Annotated in this window: 23 protein-coding genes; 9 read left to right on the top strand and 14 right to left on the bottom strand. The window is 35.4% G+C overall.

Going from position 1 to position 26,011, the window contains the following annotated elements; genetic code table 11:
- The 3 genes from ACWICE_RS16335 to ACWICE_RS16345 form a co-directional block, all read right to left on the bottom strand.
- Positions 1 to 663, bottom strand: a complete 663-nt coding sequence (locus ACWICE_RS16335; protein WP_454298795.1) for a YceH family protein — start codon at positions 661 to 663, stop codon at positions 1 to 3.
- Positions 664 to 838: 175 nt separating this feature from the next.
- The gene (locus ACWICE_RS16340) at positions 839 to 1,084 is read right to left on the bottom strand and encodes a hypothetical protein (protein ID WP_185214395.1); all 246 of its coding nucleotides are present in this window, start codon (positions 1,082 to 1,084) and stop codon (positions 839 to 841) included.
- A 348-nt stretch (positions 1,085 to 1,432) separates the two neighbouring features.
- Entirely contained in the window at positions 1,433 to 2,107 is a 675-nt protein-coding gene (locus ACWICE_RS16345; protein WP_454291138.1) for an Ig-like domain-containing protein, read from the bottom strand.
- A 139-nt stretch (positions 2,108 to 2,246) separates the two neighbouring features.
- Between ACWICE_RS16345 and ACWICE_RS16350 the strand changes: the two genes are divergently transcribed.
- Positions 2,247 to 2,690: a hypothetical protein gene (locus ACWICE_RS16350; RefSeq protein ID WP_313259137.1), complete on the top strand. Its 444-nt coding sequence runs from the start codon at positions 2,247 to 2,249 to the stop codon at positions 2,688 to 2,690.
- Positions 2,691 to 2,752: 62 nt separating this feature from the next.
- Here ACWICE_RS16350 and ACWICE_RS16355 read toward each other — a convergent pair whose 3' ends face one another.
- Positions 2,753 to 3,928 carry a basic secretory protein-like protein gene (locus ACWICE_RS16355; RefSeq protein ID WP_454291139.1) on the bottom strand — a complete coding sequence of 392 codons (1,176 nt, stop codon included), beginning with the start codon at positions 3,926 to 3,928 and terminating at the stop codon, positions 2,753 to 2,755.
- A gap of 390 nt (positions 3,929 to 4,318) precedes the next feature.
- Between ACWICE_RS16355 and ACWICE_RS16360 the strand changes: the two genes are divergently transcribed.
- Positions 4,319 to 4,753, top strand: a complete 435-nt coding sequence (locus ACWICE_RS16360) for a hypothetical protein (RefSeq protein WP_313259141.1) — start codon at positions 4,319 to 4,321, stop codon at positions 4,751 to 4,753.
- A gap of 65 nt (positions 4,754 to 4,818) precedes the next feature.
- Here ACWICE_RS16360 and ACWICE_RS16365 read toward each other — a convergent pair whose 3' ends face one another.
- Positions 4,819 to 5,532: a hypothetical protein gene (locus ACWICE_RS16365; protein ID WP_313259144.1), complete on the bottom strand. Its 714-nt coding sequence runs from the start codon at positions 5,530 to 5,532 to the stop codon at positions 4,819 to 4,821.
- 185 nt (positions 5,533 to 5,717) lie between these two features.
- On the opposite strand from ACWICE_RS16365, the gene ACWICE_RS16370 reads away from it, so the two are divergent.
- Positions 5,718 to 7,811 (top strand): heavy metal translocating P-type ATPase, encoded by a 2,094-nt coding sequence (locus ACWICE_RS16370; protein WP_454298796.1) that lies wholly within the window; start codon positions 5,718 to 5,720, stop codon positions 7,809 to 7,811.
- A 55-nt stretch (positions 7,812 to 7,866) separates the two neighbouring features.
- Here the strand turns inward: ACWICE_RS16370 and ACWICE_RS16375 are convergent, their stop codons facing one another.
- The 4 genes from ACWICE_RS16375 to ACWICE_RS16390 form a co-directional block, all read right to left on the bottom strand.
- Positions 7,867 to 8,679: a hypothetical protein gene (locus tag ACWICE_RS16375; RefSeq protein WP_185216242.1), complete on the bottom strand. Its 813-nt coding sequence runs from the start codon at positions 8,677 to 8,679 to the stop codon at positions 7,867 to 7,869.
- Between the two features lie 105 nt (positions 8,680 to 8,784).
- Entirely contained in the window at positions 8,785 to 10,320 is a 1,536-nt protein-coding gene (locus tag ACWICE_RS16380; RefSeq protein WP_454298797.1) for a hypothetical protein, read from the bottom strand.
- Positions 10,321 to 11,391 carry an HlyD family secretion protein gene (locus tag ACWICE_RS16385; RefSeq protein WP_454298798.1) on the bottom strand — a complete coding sequence of 357 codons (1,071 nt, stop codon included), beginning with the start codon at positions 11,389 to 11,391 and terminating at the stop codon, positions 10,321 to 10,323. It lies immediately after the preceding gene.
- A gap of 59 nt (positions 11,392 to 11,450) precedes the next feature.
- On the bottom strand, positions 11,451 to 11,888 hold the full coding sequence (locus ACWICE_RS16390) for a MarR family winged helix-turn-helix transcriptional regulator (RefSeq protein WP_185214405.1): 438 nt from the start codon (positions 11,886 to 11,888) through the stop codon (positions 11,451 to 11,453).
- 122 nt (positions 11,889 to 12,010) lie between these two features.
- On the opposite strand from ACWICE_RS16390, the gene ACWICE_RS16395 reads away from it, so the two are divergent.
- On the top strand, positions 12,011 to 12,778 hold the full coding sequence (locus ACWICE_RS16395; RefSeq protein ID WP_254527072.1) for a DUF3050 domain-containing protein: 768 nt from the start codon (positions 12,011 to 12,013) through the stop codon (positions 12,776 to 12,778).
- Positions 12,779 to 12,831: 53 nt separating this feature from the next.
- On the opposite strand, the gene ACWICE_RS16400 is transcribed toward ACWICE_RS16395, so the two are convergent.
- From ACWICE_RS16400 to ACWICE_RS16410, 3 genes are all read right to left on the bottom strand, one after another.
- On the bottom strand, positions 12,832 to 13,605 hold the full coding sequence (locus ACWICE_RS16400) for a DUF4382 domain-containing protein (protein ID WP_254527073.1): 774 nt from the start codon (positions 13,603 to 13,605) through the stop codon (positions 12,832 to 12,834).
- Positions 13,606 to 13,680: 75 nt separating this feature from the next.
- Positions 13,681 to 15,477, bottom strand: coding sequence for a glycoside hydrolase family 15 protein (locus ACWICE_RS16405; RefSeq protein ID WP_454298799.1), 1,797 nt, complete (start codon positions 15,475 to 15,477; stop codon positions 13,681 to 13,683).
- A gap of 13 nt (positions 15,478 to 15,490) precedes the next feature.
- The gene (locus ACWICE_RS16410; protein WP_454298800.1) at positions 15,491 to 17,689 is read right to left on the bottom strand and encodes a bifunctional alpha,alpha-trehalose-phosphate synthase (UDP-forming)/trehalose-phosphatase; all 2,199 of its coding nucleotides are present in this window, start codon (positions 17,687 to 17,689) and stop codon (positions 15,491 to 15,493) included.
- 619 nt (positions 17,690 to 18,308) lie between these two features.
- Here ACWICE_RS16410 and ACWICE_RS16415 point away from each other — a divergent pair.
- The 5 genes from ACWICE_RS16415 (at position 18,309) to ACWICE_RS16435 (ending at position 24,126) form a co-directional block, all read left to right on the top strand.
- Positions 18,309 to 19,247: a helix-turn-helix domain-containing protein gene (locus ACWICE_RS16415; RefSeq protein WP_454298801.1), complete on the top strand. Its 939-nt coding sequence runs from the start codon at positions 18,309 to 18,311 to the stop codon at positions 19,245 to 19,247.
- 3 nt (positions 19,248 to 19,250) lie between these two features.
- A complete protein-coding gene (locus tag ACWICE_RS16420) occupies positions 19,251 to 20,342 on the top strand; it encodes a helix-turn-helix domain-containing protein (protein ID WP_454298802.1) in 1,092 nt (363 codons plus the stop codon).
- A gap of 1 nt (position 20,343) precedes the next feature.
- Positions 20,344 to 21,876 (top strand): hypothetical protein, encoded by a 1,533-nt coding sequence (locus ACWICE_RS16425; protein WP_454298803.1) that lies wholly within the window; start codon positions 20,344 to 20,346, stop codon positions 21,874 to 21,876.
- A gap of 855 nt (positions 21,877 to 22,731) precedes the next feature.
- Positions 22,732 to 23,664, top strand: coding sequence for a HEAT repeat domain-containing protein (locus tag ACWICE_RS16430; RefSeq protein WP_454298804.1), 933 nt, complete (start codon positions 22,732 to 22,734; stop codon positions 23,662 to 23,664).
- Between the two features lie 60 nt (positions 23,665 to 23,724).
- Positions 23,725 to 24,126 (top strand): helix-turn-helix domain-containing protein, encoded by a 402-nt coding sequence (locus ACWICE_RS16435; protein ID WP_185214414.1) that lies wholly within the window; start codon positions 23,725 to 23,727, stop codon positions 24,124 to 24,126.
- Positions 24,127 to 24,194: 68 nt separating this feature from the next.
- On the opposite strand, the gene ACWICE_RS16440 is transcribed toward ACWICE_RS16435, so the two are convergent.
- Together ACWICE_RS16440 and ACWICE_RS16445 are read right to left on the bottom strand one after the other, a co-directional pair.
- Positions 24,195 to 24,722, bottom strand: coding sequence for a DinB family protein (locus ACWICE_RS16440; RefSeq protein ID WP_454298805.1), 528 nt, complete (start codon positions 24,720 to 24,722; stop codon positions 24,195 to 24,197).
- Between the two features lie 10 nt (positions 24,723 to 24,732).
- Positions 24,733 to 25,071, bottom strand: a complete 339-nt coding sequence (locus ACWICE_RS16445) for a DMT family transporter (protein WP_093096357.1) — start codon at positions 25,069 to 25,071, stop codon at positions 24,733 to 24,735.
- Between the last annotated feature and the right edge of the window lie 940 nt (positions 25,072 to 26,011).

The following is a 26,011-nucleotide window of genomic DNA, read 5'->3' on the forward strand; positions in this document are numbered from 1 at the left end:
CTATGATAGTTGCTTCATTAATTCATCAAATTCAGCCCGAAGGGTATTAAGTTGCTCTTCTAGTTGGGCGACTTTTTCTTCAAGCTGTGCAATTGCCGTATTATTGGTTGTTGATGGACTTGAGGGAGCCTCTTCCTCATAAGAATCCTCATCAAAGTCTGCAAAGAGATGGATATATCTTACTTCTTTTTGGCCTGGACGTTTTGATAATTGTTTGATGTACAAAGGTTCAGAGTTACTTAGTTTATGAAGGAGTTCCTGTACTTCATCAAGATTTTCAAATTCATATAAACGACCAGAATTGCTATTGATTTCACCAGCTGTTAAAGGTCCTCGAAGAAATAATAGACAGATTATTGCTAATTCTTGGGGTAATAAGGGAAATTGAATCGCCAAGTTGTGTTTATATTTTGTAACTCGACTACCACCACCAACAACAGTTGAAATCAATCCTTTTTTCTTCAATCCGTCCAAAACTTGGATAACCAGATTTTCATCATATTGAACTACGGGCTTTCTTGAACTTTTTTGATTACAGGCAGTCAACAGACCATTAAGGGTCATTGGATAATATTCTGGAGTAGTCTTAGATTTTTCTAATAATGATCCCAATACTCTAATTTCTTCAGGGCTTAAAATTGGTAATGATTTAGTTTCTTCCATATATTAAATTCATCTGTGTTAATAAATATACAGATTAATAGGAGAAAGGGGAGAGGATTGGATAAATTCCCACTAAATAATGGGCATTTAATACAGAAAAAGAAAGAACAGGCTATAATTTTAATAGCCTGTTCTTCCTCTTAAGTACAGATGTTTTTTTAGAATGGCTAATGCCTTATTCTACGTCCATAAATTGAGCGATTTCTTCTCTAATTTCAGACGGTAACATCATATAGATTTCTTTTTTCAAAGTGACTTGTTCTCCCTGAATAGTTGAGATTTTGCCATCATAGCTAATAATAGATTCAAACCCCCCAATTAACCATTTTCCATCTTTTTCAAGATAGTCCCGGTGTTTTTCATCTAATTTCTTTAATTCTTTAATTATTGCTTCGCTATTAAAGTTTTGGTTCTTTACCATATTGAAAAATCCTTTTAAGTTGATTATTATTGGAAAAAGGAAAGTACCTTTTGGAATTGTGCTCCTTGATTCAAACAATTATCAAATGTTCAACAACTACGGATACGCTTATGAAAATATTGTGCCAATTATGTAGAAAGGTTATTAAAAAATTTACAAATAATCCGAGGTTAACATAGCGCTAACAAGAAGCTTGATAAATTAACTTTAATGAATTTTCTTTTGAATCGTGTTTAATTTTTTATTAGTGTGAAATCCAATAAAATGTACAGTCCTAATAATTGACGATAAATTGTATCTTATTAATAACAGATTTTGAAAAGAAATATTGCATGAATTCTGCAATTGTTAACTTTTCTTTTTCTCATATACGGCATACCTGCCATTAAACTGATCCTTAGTAGATACCGCTATCACTATTTTCCGCTTTTGGTCCGTGAAGTAATAATCATCTTTATCCGTACCTATTGCCTCATATCGCTCTTGAAAAAAGGCCAGAATATAATCAATGTCGATACTCGGATCATTTTTAAACCGCACAATTGCATAAGCGCATTTTCCTCCTTGAAAGACATAATACAAGGATTCCACATAAGGTGAATCAGTTTCAAATGAAAGAGCCGGGCCTGAGTCATTCAGTAAATTCCTTTTTTCTAAATCTTTGATTTGTTCCTTAGAGCCACCAAATTTAATCACAGGCTCTGGGATATCCGTTATCTTAGGGATAACGGTTATTTCAGTGCTGTTCTTTTTACCTTCATTTGTTGCATTTATCTTTACTTTTCCAATATGATGGGCAGTAAAGAGACCTTCTTCGTCGATGGTCCCAACATACTTATTTGAACTTTTCCATTTCGTGTTTTTATCATTCGACTTTAATTGAAGCGTTTCCCCCACATATAATTTTGAGGCTTGATTTTTTGGTTCTATATCTTCATCGAGGATACCTTCTTTAACACATGAACTCAAAAAAATAGGGAAAAGGATAATAATAATGGTCTTAAAATAGTGTTGTCTTGCCATAGCCTTATATATTTATTTGTCTATAAGGTAGTTCAATTAAATTAATCAATAGTTAAAATAATAATAATTAATGCTTTCTCTAATGGATTCCTTATTTTAGAAATATTTAGGAAAGTGAAAAACATAATATTTTGATAGTATGATGAAAGAAAATGAAAAGATACTCAATCTTATTCAGGTGTTGATGAACAACCAAATGTTGTCTGATTTCTTAAAGGAATATGATTACTCAGTGAATTTGTTTGGTTTAAAAATATCAGATTCAAGACATTATTTTTTGAGATTATCCCAACCAAAAGATGAAATAATTTTATGGATGCAAGAGGAGTACATCCCTAAGCTGGATCATACAGGAAAATGGATTCAATATCCTGCAATTGAGAACCCTCGGGTAGAACGTATTGAAGCCTCAACTAAATACATACCTACAGATTTGACATACGAAGAGTTTAAAAACAACTTGGTACAATTTTTTGAGCAGTTGAAAAAATACCAGGCAAACCATCTCCAGCATGTAAGTCATGAAAAGTTGAACCAAAGCATTGATGATTTAATTGCAGAAATAAATTCCTTGAGCAAATAAAAACAACTTTAGAAGCATAAAAAATGGGCTATAAATTATAGCCCATTTTTTATGTGATGAATTTAGATTGCTGGATTCTGAGCATATTCTTTCCAGACATCTTGAATGTTCTTTCCAAGCGATTGCACAAAGAAATCATTGTAGTTAGTGCCATTGATCAAGGCATTGTTCAATTCTTTTACAAAATTCTTGTTCTTATGTGTCTCAATCCATAACAGGAATCGACCGGTAATTCCATAGCTACCATCATAGTTATGTTCTGGTTTGTAATCTTGTAATGTCCATGGATCAGGTTCATCTATACCATAATGATACCTTACATTGTCTGCAATGCCTTCAACCAGCCATCCAGGTACCGAACCTTTATAATCCTGTTGTATATGGTGCATGGTCTCATGGACAACGACATCACCGTCTTTCGGATTTCCTTCCATGTATTTGAAGCCAAAAACCACGACCTCACCCCAGGCATAAGCAGCACCATCATAAGTAGGATCAATGATGAAGTACATTTTCTTTTTCGCATTCGGATTAAAATCATTGAGAAGCTTTGGATAGACCGTAAAATAAGTGTTCATCAATCTTTCCTGATATTCCAATTGTGATTTATTGGAATGATTGATAAAAACCAAGGAGACATTGTTTTTGGTCAAGCTATCAATCTTTTGGATAGGTTCCTGTTTTTGACTTGAAGGTGGCATCTGGATCAGCCTGAACTCTGAAGCTTGGAACATATTGTCATTGTAAAGCTTGGAGATAGACCATTTGTAATGGGTGAATTTCTCCTCATTCTTGAAAAAGAAACTGTAGGTATTCCTTCTTTTTCTGAATTGCATGCCCATATGGCTATCCAGTTCTTTCCAGGTCTGACCATCATTGGACCCATAAAACTTCCAATCCATCGGATCACGGCCGTCAAAATCATTTCCTGTGGTAAAATCATAGCCCGCAACAAGCTTCGCCGTATCAAATTGGAATTTGATATCTAATGTCTTAAAGTTTTTTGCGAGGAACTTCGTCGTGCTGTCACCGTCAGTTAATTTGGTTGAGCCTTCCTGCCCATTAGCCCCATCTGGATTTTCTATGCTTACGGTCACTCTAGCATCAGTGGTAATGTCCTTAATTTCAATTTTTTCCAATTCAGGGTCAGGTTGGTCCAGGAAACTGTCTTTGCTACAACTGCTGTAGATAACTGCACAAAATAGGGCAAAAGTCAAGCTTTGTAGTTTGGTTTTCATTTTTAGCATATAATTTTAAGTTTAGTTTATAATCCCGCTAGTTATTGCTGTTATGTTAAATTAACGCTAAATCTAGTAAAATCTTATGCCTGTCATGAGCTAAATCGCGTTAGCCTGAAAAGGTTTTTCCTGAATTCTTCGTTTCTATTAATTCTTAGGCTTTTTTTACTTAAAAAAATTGAACCCCCATAGCTGGAGATAGCAAATATGCTAAAGCTAGTTTAGCAATTGAAATTTAGATTAAAAGTGGCTTTTTAGGCCAAATTCCTTGAAATCGAACTTTTGCAAGCATATAGCTACAAATTATTTTTAAGTAGGGTAGAGCAGGTCCGAATATTAAATTGTTATTAATTTTTGTTCTACTTTTGAGCATTATTATATTAATAAGGTATGAAAAAGTTAAGTATATTATTGTTGTTTGCTGTATTATTTATCTCTTGTGAAAAGGACAATGGAGTTGTTCCTGAAAAATTAAAAGAGGAAGTATTATCAGATCTTAAAGGTAAAGTGTTTACAGCTTATGAAGCTCAAATGTCTTCCGAGAGTACAGGTCCAGTAATGTTGGAGCCGAATCAAGGTTACTTTACTAAAATGGAGTTTGTAGGTACTGTGATTGAGATGACCAGTGCTAATGGAACAAAATCTAGATACGGTTTTGAGATCAATAATGCGAACAGAGGCAGCACTGAATTGCCTGATATCTTTACTCTAGCAATGAAATCTAACTTTCAAGAATTTTACATTTTATTAAGTAGAGATTATTCCAATGCTACTGTGCTCCTTACGGATGCGGGTAAAAGCTATAGCGTTAGCTTAATGAAATAATTATAAATACTTACTGAACAACATATTGATGCCCGATTAAATTATAATCGGGCATTTATTTTTTCTTAATATTCCCATCCTACAAATCGCTGGGTTAACTTATTCCTCTCAAACACCCAAACGACATGATTTGTGCAAGCCCCATCTCCAATCTCTTGCACAGCCAGATAGACATTTCCCAGTTTATAATAGTCAAAAGATTGCCTAGCTGAGCCAATTCCCAACAATAGTTCTGTTGGTATTGAAACTTTGGTTCCTTTGATAGTTGCATCCGCCTTTTCAATTAATTCATTTGGAATTCCACAATCCGCCAGATAATAATAGATTCCATTTATTGACTTGATGGCAGTGGAGTTCTCATCATAGTATGCTATCTTTTTCCCCTTCAGGTTTGCTGGCTTTATTAAATATTGCATGGAAAAATCTGCTTTCCTTGGCTTCTCCAGTTTGTTTAGTGCCAATAGTTGGGAATTATGGATAAATCCTGCCTTAAGCGGTTTTTCATCCTTTATTTCAACGATGGAAAAAGGCAGGTTTTCATAATATAGAATCTTGATCCATTGATCTTTTGCTAGATCTTGTTCTTCAACCTGATCTATCAACACAACTGTATTGTTCTTCAATTGGTTTTGAATTTTCCCTTTTGAATCTGCTGATTCCCTTACATTCGAATACCCCTCCTTACTCTGAATAAGATATGGTTGTGCCCAGGAATCTAACGGATTAAATATTGATAGCAACAATAGTGTAATCCAATAATATAATTGATGATATTTCATGATTTTCTTTTGTGTTTTTTTGCTTATGCAATTTATAATTATTGGAAATAGGTCCTAAATAAAACCTATATACATTTTGTTTACATCTTTAAAAATGCACTATTAAAACAAATTCAAGGTTTATTTGGTTGATAAGCTAAGCTTTTAGATTTAAATAGGTTAAATTTAGGAGAGGATAATACTTTATGGATCACAAACATATTTTTGATAAAAATGGCAATTGCGAAATCTGTAGTCAGACGGTGAAGGTTTATAAAAATGCCAATGCTGATGACTTACTAAAACAGACCCAAAACCATAGGAGCCATCAAGGAAATAATAGTCATAAGTTCGATCATCAACATGCTGAAGATGATGGCCACGATCATGAGCATGAGCATTCTCATGACACTAATGCCAGTATATTTGAACTTTTCAGACCTGCTATAATCAGTTTTGCCTTTTTGATTTCCGGAATTCTATTCGATTATGTTTTCCATTTCCCTTGGTTTCAAGGTTGGCTGCGTTTGGCCTGGTATTTAGCGGCTTATATGCCTGTTGGGCTTCCTGTCTTAAAAGACGCTTTTAAAAGTATTTCAAAAGGTAATTTTTTCTCAGAATTCTTCTTGATGGGGATTGCAACAATTGGAGCTTTTGCCATTGGTGAATATCCGGAAGGGGTGGCTGTAATGCTTTTTTATTCGGTTGGTGAAGCTTTCCAAACCATGGCGGTTTCCAGGGCAAAAGCCAATATTAAATCTTTATTGGATCAAAGACCCGATGAAGCGACCGTTCTTAGGAATGGAAAAACTGAACTGATCAAAGCTGAATTGGTGAAAGTGGGAGATATTGTCCAATTAAAACCCGGTGAAAAATTAGCCTTAGATGGTAAGTTAATTACAGCATCCGGCACTTTTAATACCGCAGCATTGACAGGAGAGAGCAAACCAGACTCTAAAGCTAAAGGCGATTCCGTGCTTGCCGGAATGATAAACCTGCAAACCGTTTCTGAAGTTGAAATTACAACAGTATATGAGGACAGTAAACTGAGCAAGATCCTGGAAATGGTTCAGCATGCCAGTACCCAAAAAGCACCTACAGAACTGTTTATTTCAAAATTCGCCAAAATCTATACCCCTATAGTGGTGTTCCTGGCAATTGGAATAGCATTGATCCCATATTTCTTTGTAGCAGACTATGTCTTTCAAGATTGGCTATATAGGGCATTGATATTCTTGGTCGTTTCATGCCCTTGTGCCTTGGTTATTTCGATTCCATTGGGCTATTTTGGTGGAATAGGTGCCGCCAGCAGACATGGGATTTTAGTCAAAGGAGGAAACTTCCTGGATACCTTGGCAGCTGTGAAGCATGTTGTAATGGATAAAACAGGAACCATGACCGAAGGTGTTTTTAAGGTCAATGAGGTCAAGTTCGATCCATCCGCCAATCAGGAGCAGATATTGGAGTATGTCAATGAAATCGAGAGCAAAAGTACACATCCCGTAGCAACGGCAATCCATGAATATGTAGGAGAGGTGAAGGGTCATCTCAACCTCGATCATGTTGAAGAAATTGCTGGCCACGGACTGAAAGCAAAAATTGATGGCAAAGAAGTATTGGTAGGTAATTTTAAGTTGCTTGACCAGCATCAGGTTTCCTATCCTAATGCAGACAAAGAAATTGTTTATACCACCATTGCTATTGCAGTCGATCGGAAGTATATAGGCTATATAAGCATAGCTGATAAAATAAAGGATGGTGCACAGGACACCATAAATGCGCTGCATAGCGAAGGAATCAAAGTGACCATGTTAAGTGGTGATAAATCCACTGTTGTAAATGAGGTTGCAAAGAACCTGAAGATCGATTCTGCCTATGGTGATCTTCTGCCAGAAGATAAGGTTGAAAAACTGAAGGAGGTCAAAGCAAGAGATCGAATCGTTGCCTTTGTAGGTGACGGTGTAAATGATGCCCCTGTTGTTGCGTTAAGTGATGTTGGAATCGCCATGGGAGGTTTAGGCTCGGATGCCACCATCGAAACTGCAGATGTGGTTATTCAAGATGATAGACCAATTAAGATCCCTATGTCCATTAAAATCGGAAGAAAAACGAAGAAAATTGTATGGCAGAATATAGGTTTGGCATTTGCTGTTAAAGCTATTGTACTGATTTTGGGAGCTGGAGGTGTAGCAACCATGTGGGAAGCTGTTTTCGCCGATGTAGGTGTGGCATTATTGGCCATTTTGAATGCCGTACGGATCCAAAGGACAGATTTTAGCAAAGATTTTAACAAAAAATAATAGAAAAGGAAACAAGCATCTGAGTTCGTTCCCTTTCTATGTTAATTTAATATCCTTAATTACCACTTAAATGATCGTGATGATGATCCCTTACGAGGTTAGGATTATAGGAGTTGCTAATCACTAAATACATACCCACATTGTTTCTTATTTTGATGTTATTGGTATATTGGTCAATATCAATGTTCAATGTAGATTTGCCATCTTCTGAAATAAAATTATAGGTATTCCAGATTCCTCTCTTTGTCGATAAGACTCTTCCATTAGAATAGGTAGCTACCCAAACTGAAGACTTTTGTTTTTTTATCTCTGCCACATTATTTTGGTTATCCTTTACCTCGAAACCCGATTTTATTTTATTTATCGTTAATTGATAACCTGATTCAGAATGTATTTCTGCTAAATTGGACATCCAATCAAAGGTCAGATGATAAACCTCACCAGCTTCATCACGAATCACCATTTGATTATAAGCCTCTTTGAAACTTGACATGGTATTTCCATTAAAACCCCGGAAAAAAGAGGTGCCATCTCTTTCAATTTCAATTTCAGCCTCATTCCCATCAAGATCTCTCAAGCCCATTACATTATAAAAGCGATTGAATATCTTCAGGTATTTACTATCTGAAAATCCAAAATACCCATCATCAGATAAAACCATCATTAAACCTAGGATGCCATAATCACTGCTAGGATATACCCTGGTAAATGGAAAATTCATTAATTTCTGCTGTACGATGCGATCAAAGATAAGGTTGTTCCGATGAAATACAGAGGAATCAGGCAATTGATGGTTTTCAATTTCCTGACCCATAGAAGTTAAAGAAAACATTAGAAAAAAGAGGCTGATGAATATGGAATTTTTCATAATACGATAGAATTGATTTGGTATACGACTTATATTATTATTCAATAAATAACCTTGTTTCAGTATGGACTGCCCCAGCGATCTAAAGTTTAACTGAAAATAAAATTAAGACATCGGGGTAGCCTGAATCAATTCTTTTGCATTTTTCTTTGTTCCCCAGTTAAAAATATGTCTCACAGTGGAAGAGTGATAGGGGATTACTGCTATAATGATAATAACCAGTATGTTAATGATACATAGATAAAGATATAGGTCATGTAGACCCAATAGGTTTGCTTGTTTTTGGAATTTTATTAATACCGTTCGATCTACTTTTTCTCCAGACTCAAAAACTTCCGCCAATCTTGTCTGATGGATAAATTGTAATTTATTAAACCAATTACTGATTACACTGGACCAGAAAACAGTTACAAAAAATGTCCTGATCAAAAGGAAAATAACAATGCTCTGTAAAAAGGCTTTTCCATTCACATTACCTGCTAGATAAACAGCTGTCGAAATAAATGAGATTATTACAGCCATTCCTCTCAGTATGATTGGTAGAATTAAATAATGTAAAGGGGTATTGATATTGATCAGATTGTACAATAAGATATTGGAGATTAAATAGAAAGAGGCAGAAATTAAAAAGATAGCTTTACATTTTTTGGTCTGCTTGAAATATACATACACCAATAAACTCCCCAAGAAATATCCAACAATTACATAGGCATTGATTTCTGCTTGTTTAGTAGGATTTGAGGGTAAAAGTACATTCATTAGATTGCTCAGCAAACTTGTATTGATATAAAATATTCCCAAAATAAACACAGTAAATAGAGTTAAGAATGTGGCTTTGTTCCTAATAACTGAAAAGCTGATAATCTTTCTCTTTTTCTTGAAATTCCGATTAAAGAATAAGATAAAAAATACAATGGTCAACACAATTGCCAATATGATACTCTTGCTGGTCAACCAATTGTTTTGTAAACCATAGCTTGCAACAAACGAAAAACAGAGCAAACTGGATGCTAATAAGATGGTTCCCAACCAATCGTATTGAAACAATGGCACCTTCTTGATATGTTGTGTTTTAAAGCAGATAATGACGGTCAGGAAGGATATAAGAAGCATCAAGGTCTGGAAATAATAGCCAAGTTCCCAATGTTGCTTGGCAAGATAAGCCGCAATCAAACCTCCTAATATGGGAAAGATCAGGTTCATCGGATAATAGATGGCATACATTTGATACCTTTCCCCAGTGGGCATCAAGAATGGCATTAGCTCTGATATCAAAGCCATGGTTAATATGATTTTCACACAGCCGAACACAAACATCAACATCACATTGATCAATGGCGCTTGATTTAATGCCAAGCCTATGTTAATGACCATTAATAAGATCAAACAGAATATTATTAACCTTTTCTTCGGCATATAGATGGTCAGTCTAAAGATCAAGGAAATTGAACAGACCATGCCGGCACAATACGCGTACATAGCCATGGATAGATCAGCTGAACTTGCCGCTTGATCTGAAATGATATAGATGTAGATGCTGTTTGGAATTCCACTACAAAAGGATAAGGAAACCGCTATTGATAGCAGTATGCTTAGTTTATACTTTTGAGGGACCCAATCTCTAAATAAACTATTGCTCATCTATATCGAATTAACCACCACATTTAGCCCTACCATCAGTTTTTTTAAATCCTCAACATTGTTGTCCTTTGAAAATTCTATCCTTACTGGTATCCGTTGTTGAACTTTTACAAAATTACCGGTACTGTTGTCCACTGGGATACTGGAATATTTTGAACCCGTAGCTTCGGAAATAGCCTTTATCTCACCCACAAAAACAACATGGGGAATAGCATCCACAGATAGCCTTACTTTCTTTCCAAGGGCAATTTGTTTCATCTGACTTTCGGTGTAATTTGCTGTTACCCACTTTTGTTGGTCCCTAACGATATTGAATAGTTGCTGTCCTGATTGGACCAATTGGCCTTCTTCTAAACTAACCCTGCCCAAAATTCCATCATAAGGGGCTACAATCACGGTATAGGATAAATTAAGTTTGGCCAGATCAAGCGAAGCCTTGGCCCTTAAGATCGCAGCTTCATTGATCTCTGTTTTCCTACTGGTTTCCTGCGTAGTTAAATGGGAGCTTACCTTTTGCGCAGACAATGCTTTATATTTTGCTTTTAGGGATTCATATTCGGTTTTTACCTGTTCAAATTGATACACTGCTATGGCATCCTTATCCATGAGTTCCTTGAACCGCTTATAATTGACTTCAGCATTTTCCAAGCGGGCCTTGAGTTCCTCTATGTTCGCATCCGCGATGTTTTGGCTATTTCTTGCTATTTCGACCTCGGTTCTTACTACCGATTTGCCTGCCTTGGCATCAGCAAGAGCAGCCAAGGCGTTTTCCACCTGAATTTTAAATTCATCATTTTCTAAGACCACTAATGTATCTCCTTTATGCACTGTCTGATGTTCCTGAAATCGGATTTCCTTAATATAGCTGGTTACTTTTGTGCTTACAGGATTGATGTGTCCATCGATTTGAGCATCCTCTGTGAAAACACTGTTATTTAACTGTAAATAGCTAAGTAAGCCCCAACCTATAGCTGCCAAAACAATCAGTACGGAAAGGATATTGATACCATAGATCTTGATCCTTCGGTTTCTTTCTTTTTGATTGATTGCTTTATTTGTTTCTGTGCTCATCTATTAATGTAAAATATTATTAAAATTAGTTTGATATTAAACTATTATTCCAAAAAACACTATTCAATAGCGCTTTTGATCAATCTTAATTGATTACTGATTTCTGAAATATCTTTGATTTGTGAGTTCTTCATGATTTTTTCATAGAGCTCTTTTTGAACTGGCTCTAAATGCGACTGGTATTCCCAACCTTTCTCTGTCAGGACAATTTTATTATTTCTCCTATCATTGGCATCAGGTACCCTTTGAACAAGATCCCTTTTGCAGAGATTGTCAATTAATGGTGTCACGCTTGCCTTACTCTTTTGTACCTCTTCTGCAATATCCTGTTGATTAAGCTCTTTTTCTCGCCATAGAACAGCTAAAACTTGGACCATTTCATAGGTGACATCTAATTCCAACTCCTTAACTTTCTGAAAGTAAAACTGTTTTATCGCAACCCTTAACGAAATAATATCTCTGATTAAACCTTGAACTACTTTATGATCCTTTGCCATTTTCTAATATTTTGCACAAAGTTAAATATAAGATAGTTAAACATCAAACTAATTATTGTAAGCTTTTTGCAATTTATTCCTTTAATGGACTAAAAAATAGGTGCTATTCCTACCTTTGGGCCATGAAAAATAATGTTCAAGCAATAAACGAGTATATTCAAGCTGAAAGAAATCATCTACTAAACCACGAATTATATCATAAAATTCAAAAGGTTACCGATTTACAGAAATTTACCGAAGGGCATGTCTATGCAGTGTGGGACTTCATGTCTCTGTTGAAAGCATTGCAGATCAAATTAACCTGTACCACGATTCCTTGGTTTGCAAGCCCGTCACCCATAACCAGATATTTGATCAATGAAATTGTTCTTGCTGAAGAATCAGATGAATATATTGATGGTCAACGATTAAGCCATTTTGAAATGTATATCGATGCCATGAAAGGGATAGGTGCGGATGTGAATCCTATATTGGACCTGATCCAAAACCTTCAAGCGGGAATAAAGATTAAAGATGCTTTAGATAATAGTACATTGGACAACAGAATTAAAGATTTCCTAAACTTTTCCTTTGATACCATTGAAGCAGGAGAGACCCATAAGATTGCCTCTGCATTCACATTTGGTAGAGAGGATTTGATTCCAGATATGTTCACGTCAATTCTATCTTCTTTAAAGGAACAGTTCCCCGAATCGGATTTAAAGAAGATTGAATATTATTTTCAGCGTCATATCGAATTGGATGGGGATGAACATGGGCCATTAGCCATGAAGATGATCCACGAATTGGCAGATAACAACGAAGTGAAATGGAAAGAGATGGCTGATGTTGCCAAATTAGCTTTGCAATATAGAATTGGTCTTTGGGATGCCATTGCGGATTCCTTATAAAACCAAAAAAGGGATAACATAAACGTTATCCCTTTTTAATAGAGCTATTTCAATTACTTTTCTTCTAATTGAATGACCCCTAAATTTTTTGTTTGCCCCGTAGTTACCACAACATCATTGACGATTGCTGATTTAAAATTATCATTTGTCGGTTCAATTACAAGCTTATAAGTTCCTTGCATAACACCAGGAAAATAGAATTTACCCGTTGGGCCGGCCAATGTACCTAAGGTATCAGTTCCTTGAATGGCAAAGACATGAGGCATTGCAGAAATAGGCGAAATCTCACCAGTTAAAGCTCCTGATACTGCAACCGGAATGGCGCGGATCACAGGTTTCATCATATATTTACCATTTCCAGTCTGATGTATAGACTTTGATGCATCAAAATCCAAGGCTAGGGTATAGGCTACATGGGGAATCAAATCATCTTGAACTTTGATTTTGACACCTGAAGTTTGACCACTAGGTGTCTTCAAATCTTGCCTTACACCATCTACCACAATATAATTATCATCATCCAAAACCAATCTTACTTCTTGTAATCGCCCTGAAGGGACATCATGTTCGGCAAGGATCAAGTAATCTCCTTCACGATAATGTAAGATGTCAAAAGGCTCAATATCAACATCAATAACCTGACGACCACCTTCTGTAATAACTTCAATATGATCGATATCTAAGATAATCTGATCATAGTACGCAGGTGCATCAGTAATTTTAATGGTTACTGGTGTTGTTCCATCTGTTGTTTTCGAGTCATCAGTACTGCAACTCGATAAACTTAAGGCAACCATAGCTACCGATAATCCAAGTAATGCTTTCATAGTAATTTTCGTTATTTGTCTATTTTTAGCAAAACATGTACCATTTCAGCTACTTATGAATTTAATGTTAATTAATTATATTAGAAATATTGGCTTATCGAGTTTTACCGCGATTCGATAAGCTGCATTCATTAACCCTACATGACTATAGGCTTGTGGAAAATTGCCCCATTGACTACCATCTTCCTCGTTAACATCCTCAGAAAATAGCTTTAAGGAATTTCCATAGGAGAGGAGTTGCTCAAAGGTTTCCTGAGCTTCTTTCAGACGACCTACACATGCCAATGCTTCCACATACCAAAATGCACACACTAAAAAGGTTGTTTTAGGTTTTCCAAAATCATCTTGGTGCAGGTACCTGTAAAACAGTCCGTTCTTGCCCTTTAACTCTTTCTCCACAGCTTCCAAATGTTTTTTAGCTCGGTCTGAACTTGGATCCAGGTAATTCATTAAAATTAACTGTAAAGTACTCGCATCCAAATTTGAACCTTCATCTGAATTCCTGTAAACCTGCATTTCTGGATCATAACATTTTTCAATATAATCCGCGGCTTTATCCATTAAAATCTTGGCCTGATCTTCAATATCTTTGTAATTGTTCTGCTTCGCAATTTTTAAGGCAGCTGAGGCACCAGCCCATTGAAATAGATTGGAATAGGCATGATGGTTCGCAATGTTCCTGAATTCCCAAATACCGGCATCCTTTTCATCTATCGTCATCTGTATCTTCTCCAAGATATATTTCAACCAGCTTTTTGCATCTTTTCTTTCATCTTGAGGAAAGCGATAATCCGTATATAGAGGTAACATGGCGATCATGGCTTGCCCATATACATCATTTTGTATATGTTCATAAGCTTGGTTTCCAATCCTAACGGGCTTATTGCCTCTATAGCCTTCCAAATAGTCAAGCGTCGTTTCTGTCAAAACTTTACGACCTAATATCCCATAGAGAGGTTGCAACCTCCCAGAATCCGATTGGGTGATATTGGTAATGTAGTTGGCAAACTCTTCGAGTTCATCAAATTTTCCGATATGGCTCAGGGCTGTTAATACGTAATAACTATCCCTGACCCAGCAATAACGATAATCCCAATTTCTTCCCGAACCAGGTGACTCCGGTAAACTTGTGGTACTCGAAGCAATGATGGCTCCGGTATCTTCGTATTGGTGCAATTTTAAAACTAAAGCCGATCGAATGATATGGTCCTGATAGAAGTTCGGAATGTTTGCTTTTTTTGTCCAGCGCCTCCAATATATTTTGGTCTTGATCAAAAACTCTTCCGCTGTTTGTATCAATGGTGCTTCAAAACTGTTTCCATACGATAGGATCATGTATTTCTTCTCGGAAAGGATAATATTGCTCTCTTCCTGATCGAAAAAATGACTGATGGGAATGTTGGTTGTCAATCTCATATGTTCTTCTGCATGCTGAAAATGAATGTGATTGCTTCCTCTGTTTTTTTTAAAATCATCTTTCCCGTAATTCGCTTTTGGATTACAGTTTACTCTTACTGATGGATTTCCATAAAGTGGCTCAACTATTCGGATCAACATCAGTGGTTTGTAATAACGATCATATTGTACAAACCTTGGGGCAAAGTCAATAACTCGGAAACCAGAATGTTCTCCATTGACTTCAGTAACTAAAATATTGGTATTCTCTAAATAATATTGATTGGAGGTAATATGGCTGTCGTCAAGCTTTATGTTAAATTCTCCACCTTTTTCGGTATCCAGTAAACATCCAAAAATGAAACTATCTTCAAATGTTGGCCAACATAGCCAGTTGATGTTTGTGCTTTTGTGCACATGGGCAATAAAATTACAGTTCCCAATAATACCACTATTATAAAGGTGTCTTTTATTCATAGATTTTATCTTTTTATTTTTCTAAAGAAGCCAATAACTGTAAGACTTCTTTATTATTTTCAACGTAATACTTCGCGTGAGATTGTTTGTCACCCACTTTTATTGTAATGCTATGCTCAGGTAAGGCAATAAACATATCCTCATCGGTAGCATCATCACCGATACATAAAATAAAGTCAGGGTCAATTTCATTTGCAAGGTTTATGGCCGCTTTTCCTTTGTTCACAAGTTTATTTTTGATTTCAATGACACGATCACCGTTGATTAGCTGAAGGTCCAAAACTTGGTTCAAATGCCTCAATTCCTGTAAAAGCTCCTGTGCCTGTCTTAGTCCAAAGGCCCGTTCTACCTTCCTGTAATGCCATGCCAAGGAATGGGATTTTTCTTCAATTGAAGATCCAGGGGTCCTGTCTGTAAACCTTTGCAAGATTTGATTGACTTCTGTTTTCCAACTATTGCTCAGCCCTGGAACTAAATGCCATTCATGGTTGGGATAATTACTCCAGATCCCATGTTCTGCAATTAAGTAATATGGTCGGCCTCCAAACCAACTTTCTAAATTGCTATATTTCCGACCCGAAATTATGGTGACCAAGTTCCGTGGGTCATTGCTTAATTTGTCCAATACTGCATAGACCTCCGTAGTTGGAACCGCTTTATCTGCATTCTTGTTGAATCCAACCAAAGTGCCATCGTAATCAAGAAGGATTAATCGTTTTTTACTTGCGTTATAACTTGATTTAATATTATTTTCAACTTTTTCACGAACTTTCCTGGCTAATTCATGCCTTTGCTCATTCTTGATTTCTTCTAAACGCTGCATAAAGAGGTTGACCCAGTGATGAACCGTGAATTTTGAAACAATGGCTTGGCTAGCATGCATCCTTTCATCTTTTTCTTCATCTTCCATGCTAATGGCATCATAAAGTGTTCTGCTGGTCCGATGCACGGCATATGGATTAATGACTAATGCATCCGATAGCTCTTTGGAGGCACCAGCGAATTCACTGATCACCAAAACCCCTTTTGTTTCCTGCTTACTTGCGATATATTCTTTCGCAACTAGGTTCATGCCATCGTAAAGAGAGGTTACCCAGCATACATCTGCCGCTACATATAATGCTGAAAGAACATGAAAAGGTAAGGAATTATAAAAATAGGCTATTGGTTGCCAACCAGGCTTCCCATATACCGCATTGATGTTACCAACCTTTCTGTCGATTTCATTCCTTAATTTTTTATATTGATTCACCTGGTCCCGAGAAGGAACAATGAGCATATATAATAAAATTTGTCCATGTAACTCTGGATGGTTATTTAACAGGATTTCGAAGGCTGTCAGTCGTTGTAAGATTCCTTTACTGTAATCCAGTCGATCTACAGATAGAATGAGTTTTTGATTATGGTACAGCTCTTTGAGATGTTTGCTATATTGTTTCGTCTCTGTATCTAGGGCTTGGCTTTTATACTTTTCATAATCAATGCCCATTGGAAATACATCGACCAATACCTTCCTACCGTTTATTTTCAGGGAGTTGATATTGTTTTGGAGGTTTAATACACCAGAACAGGAGTCCAAGAAATTATCTACGTTTTCATAGGTATGAAAACCTATCAGGTCTGCACCCAAAAGCCCTTCCAATAGTTCATCTCGCCATGGCAACATCTTAAATAATTCGATAGGAGGAAAAGGGATATGGTGAAAATACCCAATACTGCAGGTTTCCTTAAGTTCCCTAATATAATTAGGTACTAGCATTAATTGATAATCATGGACCCAAACACGCGTATTTTGTTCAATAAAGGGCAATGCTGCTTCAGCAAATTTTTTATTTACTTCCACATAACTCAGCCAAAACTCTTGCTTCAATTCCACATAGCTGGGTCGATAATGGCACAATGGCCAAAGAATGGCATTCGAAAAACCTTCATAGTAACCTTTGATCTCTTTTTCTGTGAGAAATATAGGGATGAGGTTCAGCTTTTTAAGCTCCTGCCTGATCAATTCTTCTTCTTTTTCATTTTTGGGGATAATCCCAGGCCAGCCTATCCACCAAGATCCATTTTCTTTATAAAAGGATCCCAGGCCAGTAGCTAATCCTCCTTCGCTGGGAGTGAACTTGAGTTTTGATTTTTTTCGTTCAATTTTTACTGGCAGGCGATTCGATATAATGAGAGTGCCCGAATCGGGTATATCTAGATTTTGTAACATATGTACTTGTAATACAATCTAAAGCCTAAATAGTTTGAATTAATGTTTAAACATTGATAAACAGCTCACTAAACCATTCCTGCCAATTTAATTTAACTTTAAAATTTGGTAATAATAATTTCATAAATCTCAACAAATTATTATATATTGTATTGAATATCTTTGAAATAGAAAAAAAATTAAGTAAAAGGGCCTGTGATTTATTTAATTGTCATTTGCCACTTAAGTTAACCAATGAACAAGATTGATATCAGATAACATATAGATGTTTAAACGCTGATAATTATTTTATTTTTCCTTTACATAAATAAAGGTCGTTTTTAAGCGAAGCCAATTTATATATTTTAACTATTTCTAATTATTTAAATCACTCAAAAACATTAACTAAATTCTAAGTACAGAAAATAGACTATTTCTTTAAAAAAAGGCCTCTGGGTTCATTTTATAGATGTATGAATATTTAGATATATTTGCTGAAATAGAAGCAACCGTACCTGATATTGAATCTGTTGCTATGTGAATTGTTCAATTATTAACAGTGTTATCTAAGAGGTAGAGGCTAAGTCTACCATTTAATTTCTTACAGCTGAATAATCTGGTATTATTTAGTAAATAGTATATGAAGAAGAACCTATTTGAGATTTTATTAACCATGTTCTGTATTGGTTTAATAATCCAAATCCTAATGATGATGGAAAGTATTGAATTTCCAATATCCTTAATATTTGGGCCTCTTCTATATTTAGCCTATTTAGATCAACTTGATGTAAATATAACCTTAAGCAGAGCACTGCCTCATTTTATTCCATTTACCATTGTTGCTGCCATTTTCTTTATGGTAAAACCTTCCATTCCATCTATCTATCAACATGTTTATTTCATTTCGACATTGATTTCGATGTTTACATATCCTTCCATAGTTATCTTTTCCAAGAAAAAAGAAAGTCTGTTTTTAAATGAAAGGAATTTGATTCTACTTGAGATACTAGCCTTACTGGGCTTTGCCATATTTTTCTTTATCAATATTATCTACATCAACCATTTATCTAACAACTTCTCCAACAGACATGCGCAATTAGTTATTGTTGCCATCTTATTGGTAAATGTGGCCGTTTTGACTTGGTTTCTTGTCAGCAATAGATTTCTGAGCAGTAATCAAGAAAACCAACAAGCATTATCACTAGCATCTGTATATGATTTTAATATTAAGGACCAAGAATTACATCTGATCAAAAACAAGATTGCCCAGAGCATGGAACTGGAACATTTATATCTTGATGCCCATTTAACCTTGGACCGATTAAGCAAACAAACTTCTATTGATAAGGAAAAGATTGAATATTATTTAGAGATGATCCTGGATTCCAATTTTGAAGATTGGTTGGCGTCTTATCGAGTCCAACATGCTGTCAACTTAATCCATGCAGATTCTGGAAATTTAAAACTTGAATTCTTGGCGGATTTAAGTGGTTTCGATTCCAGAACTACTTTTAATAAATATTTCAAATTATATGTTGGAGAATCTCCATCTAATTATAGGAATAAACTAATTAAATAGCATATGTTGATTTTTTTCATCTACTCAGCAATTATCGTCATATGCCTCCTCAGCTATCAGATATACAGCAACCTTCCCCAAAAAGGTCTGTTTGAGAAAATCCTGTCTTTGCTGATCATTACCCTTCTGATCCATACTGTTTTTGCCGCCCTTTTCCGTGATATCATTCCAGGTTATAAATATGTAGATTTAGGAGCACCATTTGGGTTGCTTTATGGACCTTTCCTATATTTTGGATATCTGGCATTTAAATATAAAAGGGTAACTGGAAAAACTATCCTAATCCATGGTTTTCCTTTTTTGATAATGTCCGTCATTTTTATCATTTTTTTATCCAGTGAATTTATTCGATTCCAATACGGTAAATTGTATTATGTTGTTCTTTACAGCATGTTCGGATTATCCTGGATCTTATATCCAATTTCAGTATTGTTGAAAGGTAATATATCTGATTTCTTACAACTTGACACCAAAAGGCTTTACTATTACTTTATCATACTTCTTTTGGTATTAGCGGCATTTATTATCCCCACCATCATGTCAAGCTTCATTGATAAATTTGATGTGGGCAAACCAGTTTCAGGAGTTACCGTGTATTTGATCATGATGATAGGGGTTAGTATGATTTACAATTATTTATTCCGAACCTTGGTTTCTCAGGTTCGGCCTCAAGGATTTCCATTGTCAAATCACAGTTTCAAGAAAAATGAAACAACGGAGTATTCACTAAAGGTCAATCAAAATGTAAAAGAATCACCATATAAAGAGAAGATCCTACAATACCTTGAAGAGAAAAGATATTTAAGTCCAGAATTTAATATTGATGTTATGGCCAGAGATTTGAAAATCTCTCGACCTTTGATTTCCCAATTTTTTAAAGATTATTTTAATCAAAATGCTTTGAAAACTATTAATGCCCTCCGTGTCGAGGAAGTGTGTAAAGAGTTGAGCAAAGTAGATTTTGATATGAATATAGATGAACTGGCATTACGCTGCGGGTTTAGTTCAAGGGCTTCATTCTATAGGAATTTTAACCTAGAAAAGAAATGTACACCTATTGAATATAGAGAAATGGTTATTCCAAATTTGAATTAATATGGGATGCATTAGGATTTTGAGCTATTTATTGCTGTGGTTACTTCCTTTTCAGGTTTATTCCCAAAGGACGGTGTTTGAGAAAAGGTATGCTGCAGTTCGTTCCGAATTTCTTGCCAATAATTATGAAGAAGCCCTTCGCGTTGCGGATTCATTGGAACAAATTTCAACCTCGGAAACTTCTAAAATCCGATCAAAATCTCTTTTAGCTTTAGTTCATCAAAGCGTTGGAACCTATTCTATAGCAATTAATTATGCTAAACAAGCAGATCGACTTTCTGACCTTATAGGTCTTTCGGATTTTGAAGCCAGCAGCGCATTAGTTCTTGCATCAATATACAGAGATATTGGTATACATGAAGAAGTCAGCCGATATATCCATAGAGCCAAGGCCAATATTAAATCTGTTAATGATAGCCTGGTCAGGAACCAGCTCGATATTTGGGTGCTTCAAGAAGAAGCCTATCAATACATAAATCAGAAAAGGTATGTTGATGCCTTAGAATGTATGAATTTAGCCGTTAACAAAAAAGGTTATATTGACTTTAACAACCCTCGATCCTTATTAATTAGATCCAAAAACTATTTAATAATTGCGCAATGTTACAAGGAGATGGGTAATTATGAGGAAAGCCTAACGTACCTTAAAATGGTCATGGATGAAGTTTATGGCTTCGAACATATCATTAAGGCTTTTACCTATCAATTCCTGGCTGACAGCTATTTTCATTTGGGTCAACTGGAAAACGCCAGGAAGTATTTAGATCTCGTAATTCCTTATGTAAATGGGTCTAATAACCTCTACCTTAAGAAAGAATACTACTTTTTAGAAGCAAAATATCAAAGAAATATCGACAGGAATGATCTAGCTATACAATTTGTTGACAAATTCAACCAAATCGAAGAACAAAAAAGAAATAGCGCGGAGATCATTAGCAATAACCTGATTAAGGAAAACTTACAGGAAATTAAATCCCTAAAAAGAAATAATGTCATTCTGGTTTGGTCGATTGTTATCAGTATATGTGTATTTATTCTCTTTTATATGATCAAGGTAAAACCTAAATCAAATAAAAATGAAAATATTTATGCAGATTTGGCTCCTTTGGCTGAAATTTCCAACCCGAGCAAACCTCATACGAAGGATCTGCATACTAATTTAGAGGTTCAGATATCCCTGGAAACCGAAACGAGATTGGTCAAGAAGCTTAATGATTTGGAAGATGACCATTTTTTCTTGAACAAGAATATTACTTTAGGCTGGTTGAGCAATAAACTGAACAGCAATCAGAAGTATATATCCTATGTAATACGAAAATATAAGAATCAACATTTCAATGATTATATATTGAATTTGAGGATCCAATATATAGTTCAGCAATTAGAGTCCAACAAGGCTCTATTGGACTATAAACTGTCTTACCTTGCGGATATGGCTGGGTTTACATCACATAGTAAATTCACACTAGCCTTTAAATCCGTAATGGATACTACACCATCCTTATTTATTGAGGAGTTAAAACAGAAGCACTAAAATAGTTCATTGTTATTTTCTTAAAACAGCTTGTGCAAGCAGGTGAATGAATAACTTCACATTTAATTTATAGGTTAATATTATCAAATAAAAGGGGTTAGGGGGGTGGACATTACTTGATTTTAACAGGTATTCATCTACCATTTTCACCCAATTTCTTCTACAGATCTCTTCCAATCTAAAAATCAACCAAATTATTGCAGCTCTTTAGACTAAATTTTTGCTAAAATCAACTAATTATAGCTGTTTATAACAGATAAATCAAGGATACATGGTTAAATATTCCTTGATAATGATCATAAATTGTCCAAAAGGGCGTATGTCCACCTCCATTTAAGTCTAATAATTTGCTGGAAATATTGTGCAAATTTTCAATTTCCTGAAAATCAACAATTAATATAATCAAATCAAATAGAGGCTTATAATAAATTGACAAACAGATTGTTATATAGTTTTAAGACATGTCTTATTATTGCAATTAGACAATTAAAATGTTTTATGGGACATACTTTTTTGGGGACTAGATGTAATTTTGATTAATCACAAACGAGGAATTAACTAACATGAAAAATGCAGGCTAATTCCGCTATTAATACGCCAACTAACTATTAATAACAAATATTAAAGAATATGTATCTAGGTTATTACCTTCAATTTTATCTGTTATATGTACAGGCAAAATTATGGAGTTATCCTTCCTTAACAAGGTTAACAATTGTAATCTTCGTATCCTTAATCTTAGTTCTGATTATTAATCAATTGAGAAACCTGTTTTTCGAGGCAAAATATAATCAGGATGATCAAACATTTAGACCCTTTAAAGAGAGACTGGAGAGTTCTATCAATGATATCCTCATGAATAGAAATAATCTCTCGGAACAGAATGTCTTAAATGAATTTGAATCGATCTATAATATAAAAGGATCCAGAAGAGGCTTAAAGTTCCTATCCAAGTTATTGATCCAAGCCAACCTAAAATCTAAAATTGGAAAGGTCGCTTTTAATGATAATAACTATAATATCATTTTGAACACCTACGGACTCATTAATTTCTGGGAATTAGAACTTGTATCTAATAATCTGAATAGAATTTTTAAGGCAAAAAAGAATCTGGATGACCTGAAGAGCAATTATCAACAACAGATCCTTCATATTTCAGCGCATAACCTCCCGAACAGGTTAAATAATAAAGGGCCGCAAAAGATTTCGAAAACTGAGAATCACGAACCCTATAAGTTCTTGGACGAAAGTTTTATCAATGAATTTAATCCGCTGGATGAAATTCTCGTTCACCAATTTTTAATGGTGAAAGCTGATGTAGGCCGTTTACCGCTCTTGAGCAGATGGGTGAGGAACTCGACGAATACAGCTTTCAGGATTTTTATGATTAAAGAAATTTCATTTTTTAATCAACGTGGCTGTGGAGCTATATTAGCCAGTTTGCTGCATAATGAACCCTGTAATGATATCCGCTTGGCCATTATTGAAACATTGATCTGTTTAAAGCATAAGCAGAGTGAATCACATATCATCGCCTGTTACCATTCCAGCAACAAAAAGGTGAAAAAAGCCATTATTAGGGCCGTTACTGAGTTTAAAACAAAATTTGGACTGGAGTTCCTGAATGAAATTTTCTTTGAATCCAAAGACAGTGCGCTAAAGGAAGAGTTAATCCAAGCCATGAAAATCATTAGAAATCACCGTGATACAGAAACTCAGGAAAAAACAACAACGGACACATTCTTTGAAGAAGCTCTAACGAAACAAATAAACTACCAAATAGGGTAAATCACCATATTAATAACAAACCGAATAACTATCAAATTAATTAACACTATCTATTCTATTATGATTGACAACGTTCCAACTATCAAAAAGGAGTATATGAACCCAGACACGGAGAATAAGATTCTGGCAGCACTTACTCAATGGGAAGCACAGGAATCATATTTAAATCCTTCTTGTTCTATAACCACTGCGTCCAAAGAGATAGGATGTAATTCTAAATATCTTTCCTTCGTAGTAAATAAAAACAAGAAAATTGATTTCCCAAATTATGTAAATAATTTAAGACTGGATTTCTTGAACAATTATTTAAGAACAGTGGAAGAGGCTAGAAATTTTAAATTAACGTATTTAGCTGCACTCTCAGGCTTCTCATCCTATGGAAAATTTGCTAAGAGCATTAAAGATCGAACTGGATTCAATCCAACCCAGTTTATCGTTTTCTTTGATGAAAAGATCGCTTAATTAGCAAAAGTTAATCCTAAAGTCAAGATCATTGGCTTTAGGATTTCCTTTACGAGAATGGCTTATGCCTATGCAGTGTGGTCCATATGATGTAATAAATTCAGGGTGACCAATAGTTGTCCATAATGTCTTTGTGCATGCTCTGCAGCATGGAACAGGAGACCGATTTGCGTTGTAGGTATCTTTTTTCTACCCAAGAACCGCTCTTCGGTTAGACTGTCGGGATTGATGTGCTTTAATGCCGCTATAAAAACTTCAACAGTCCTTTCCAAATTACCCTTTAAGTCTTCCAAACATAGGTTGTCATTTCGTTGCCCCTCTTGACTGAGGGAATCAAATTGCTCTTCATTTAAGGATTCCCCCCGCGAATAGGTCATCAATCGATCTATTACTCCGGCTATATGCTGTAAATGAAATGCAATTGATGCCATGCCATAAGGCTTGATCCATAATTGTTTTTCATATTTGTCTGAGTCAATTTTTTGGATATCTTCATTGACCTGCAATATGGCATGTGCGACAGGTTGAAGCAAAGCTGGAACTTGAGGGATTGGACCTCGCATCCATACTTCTGGTTGTTTTTCTTCTGCGTCCATCTTAATTAAATTAGTTTTGACTGATTGATTTATCACCAAAAGTGACCATTACCATGCCCACAATGATGATCAATGACCCCAATATCTGCATCCAACTCAATGGTTGCTTGAACCATAACGCCATGGCCAATTGCACGGTTAAAAAGGTTCCGCCTGAACAAAGAGCTATTACTATAGGCTGTGGAACGGTTTTGAATAATTGGACCAAAAACCAGGAAGCAGAAAGTAAGATGATGTTCCCACCGATCAATGCCATCCACTGATATTTCGGTTGAATACCTCCATATTTGAAAATAATACTTGAACTGATCTGGCAGAGCCAAAATCCAATAAAGAAGAGAGCTTTCATAAGGGTAATTTTACAACTTGAATTTAGAATATATTTTATGAAAATTAAAGCTTAGAATAGAATTGAAACTCAATTTTTTAAATCTGGGAAAAGGGGCTAAGACAGGGCTACATTATTTCTATGGCTCCCGTATCGGTGGAAAGGATACAGGAGCTCAATAGAAATAGTAGTAAAGAGATTATGGAGATTCTTTGTGGACTTTTGTAAAATCAAATCATGCCTATCGATAATTATTTAGAATGATTATAAATAACACTACAAACTTAACCCTTCCTCAGGACAGTTCAAAATAATTTTATAACGTAAAAGGAAAAATTAGGGACGCTATCCGAAAAAAAACAATCTCGCAAAAGAGCAATCTTAATTCTGAACGATCAGTGAGGAATCTGTATGGTTCTGCCGCCCATGACCTTGTAATTCTCAATCGAAGATTGAGGACCTGTACGCTAATACAATCTTATTTGTAAAATTCCGAGATCCTTCCTTTGCACCAATGACAAGTTTAATAGAAATGTGTTTCTAGCCATTAAGGAACATATTTGTTTTCCAAAAAAATCTCTTCTTTGCGACAAACTGCCCTAGAAGGGCAGAATTATTTTAGCATGGATGGTAAACAATATAGGGCTAATGCAAAAACGATGTTCGATTAATCGAACATCGTTTTTGCGCGACTTCCAGACTAACGTGCCATGTTTGCTAAAATAATGGAACCCCAAAAGGGGTTCTATACTTAAAAAAATAAAAGAGCTAATTTATTTTCATTGCCAACTTGCTGTCATAACCTTCCAATAAATTTTGCGTAAATTTTTACTTCTCAGGACGACAGGTGGGGAGGGTGAAGGGCAAGGAACTGTACAGCAATACGCATCTTAGTTTTTAATATTTTGATTCTGAAATATCCAGAGACACTTCCATTCTCAGGACGGCAGTAAGAGAGTTA

This window comes from Sphingobacterium sp. NPDC055346, from assembly GCF_053645235.1.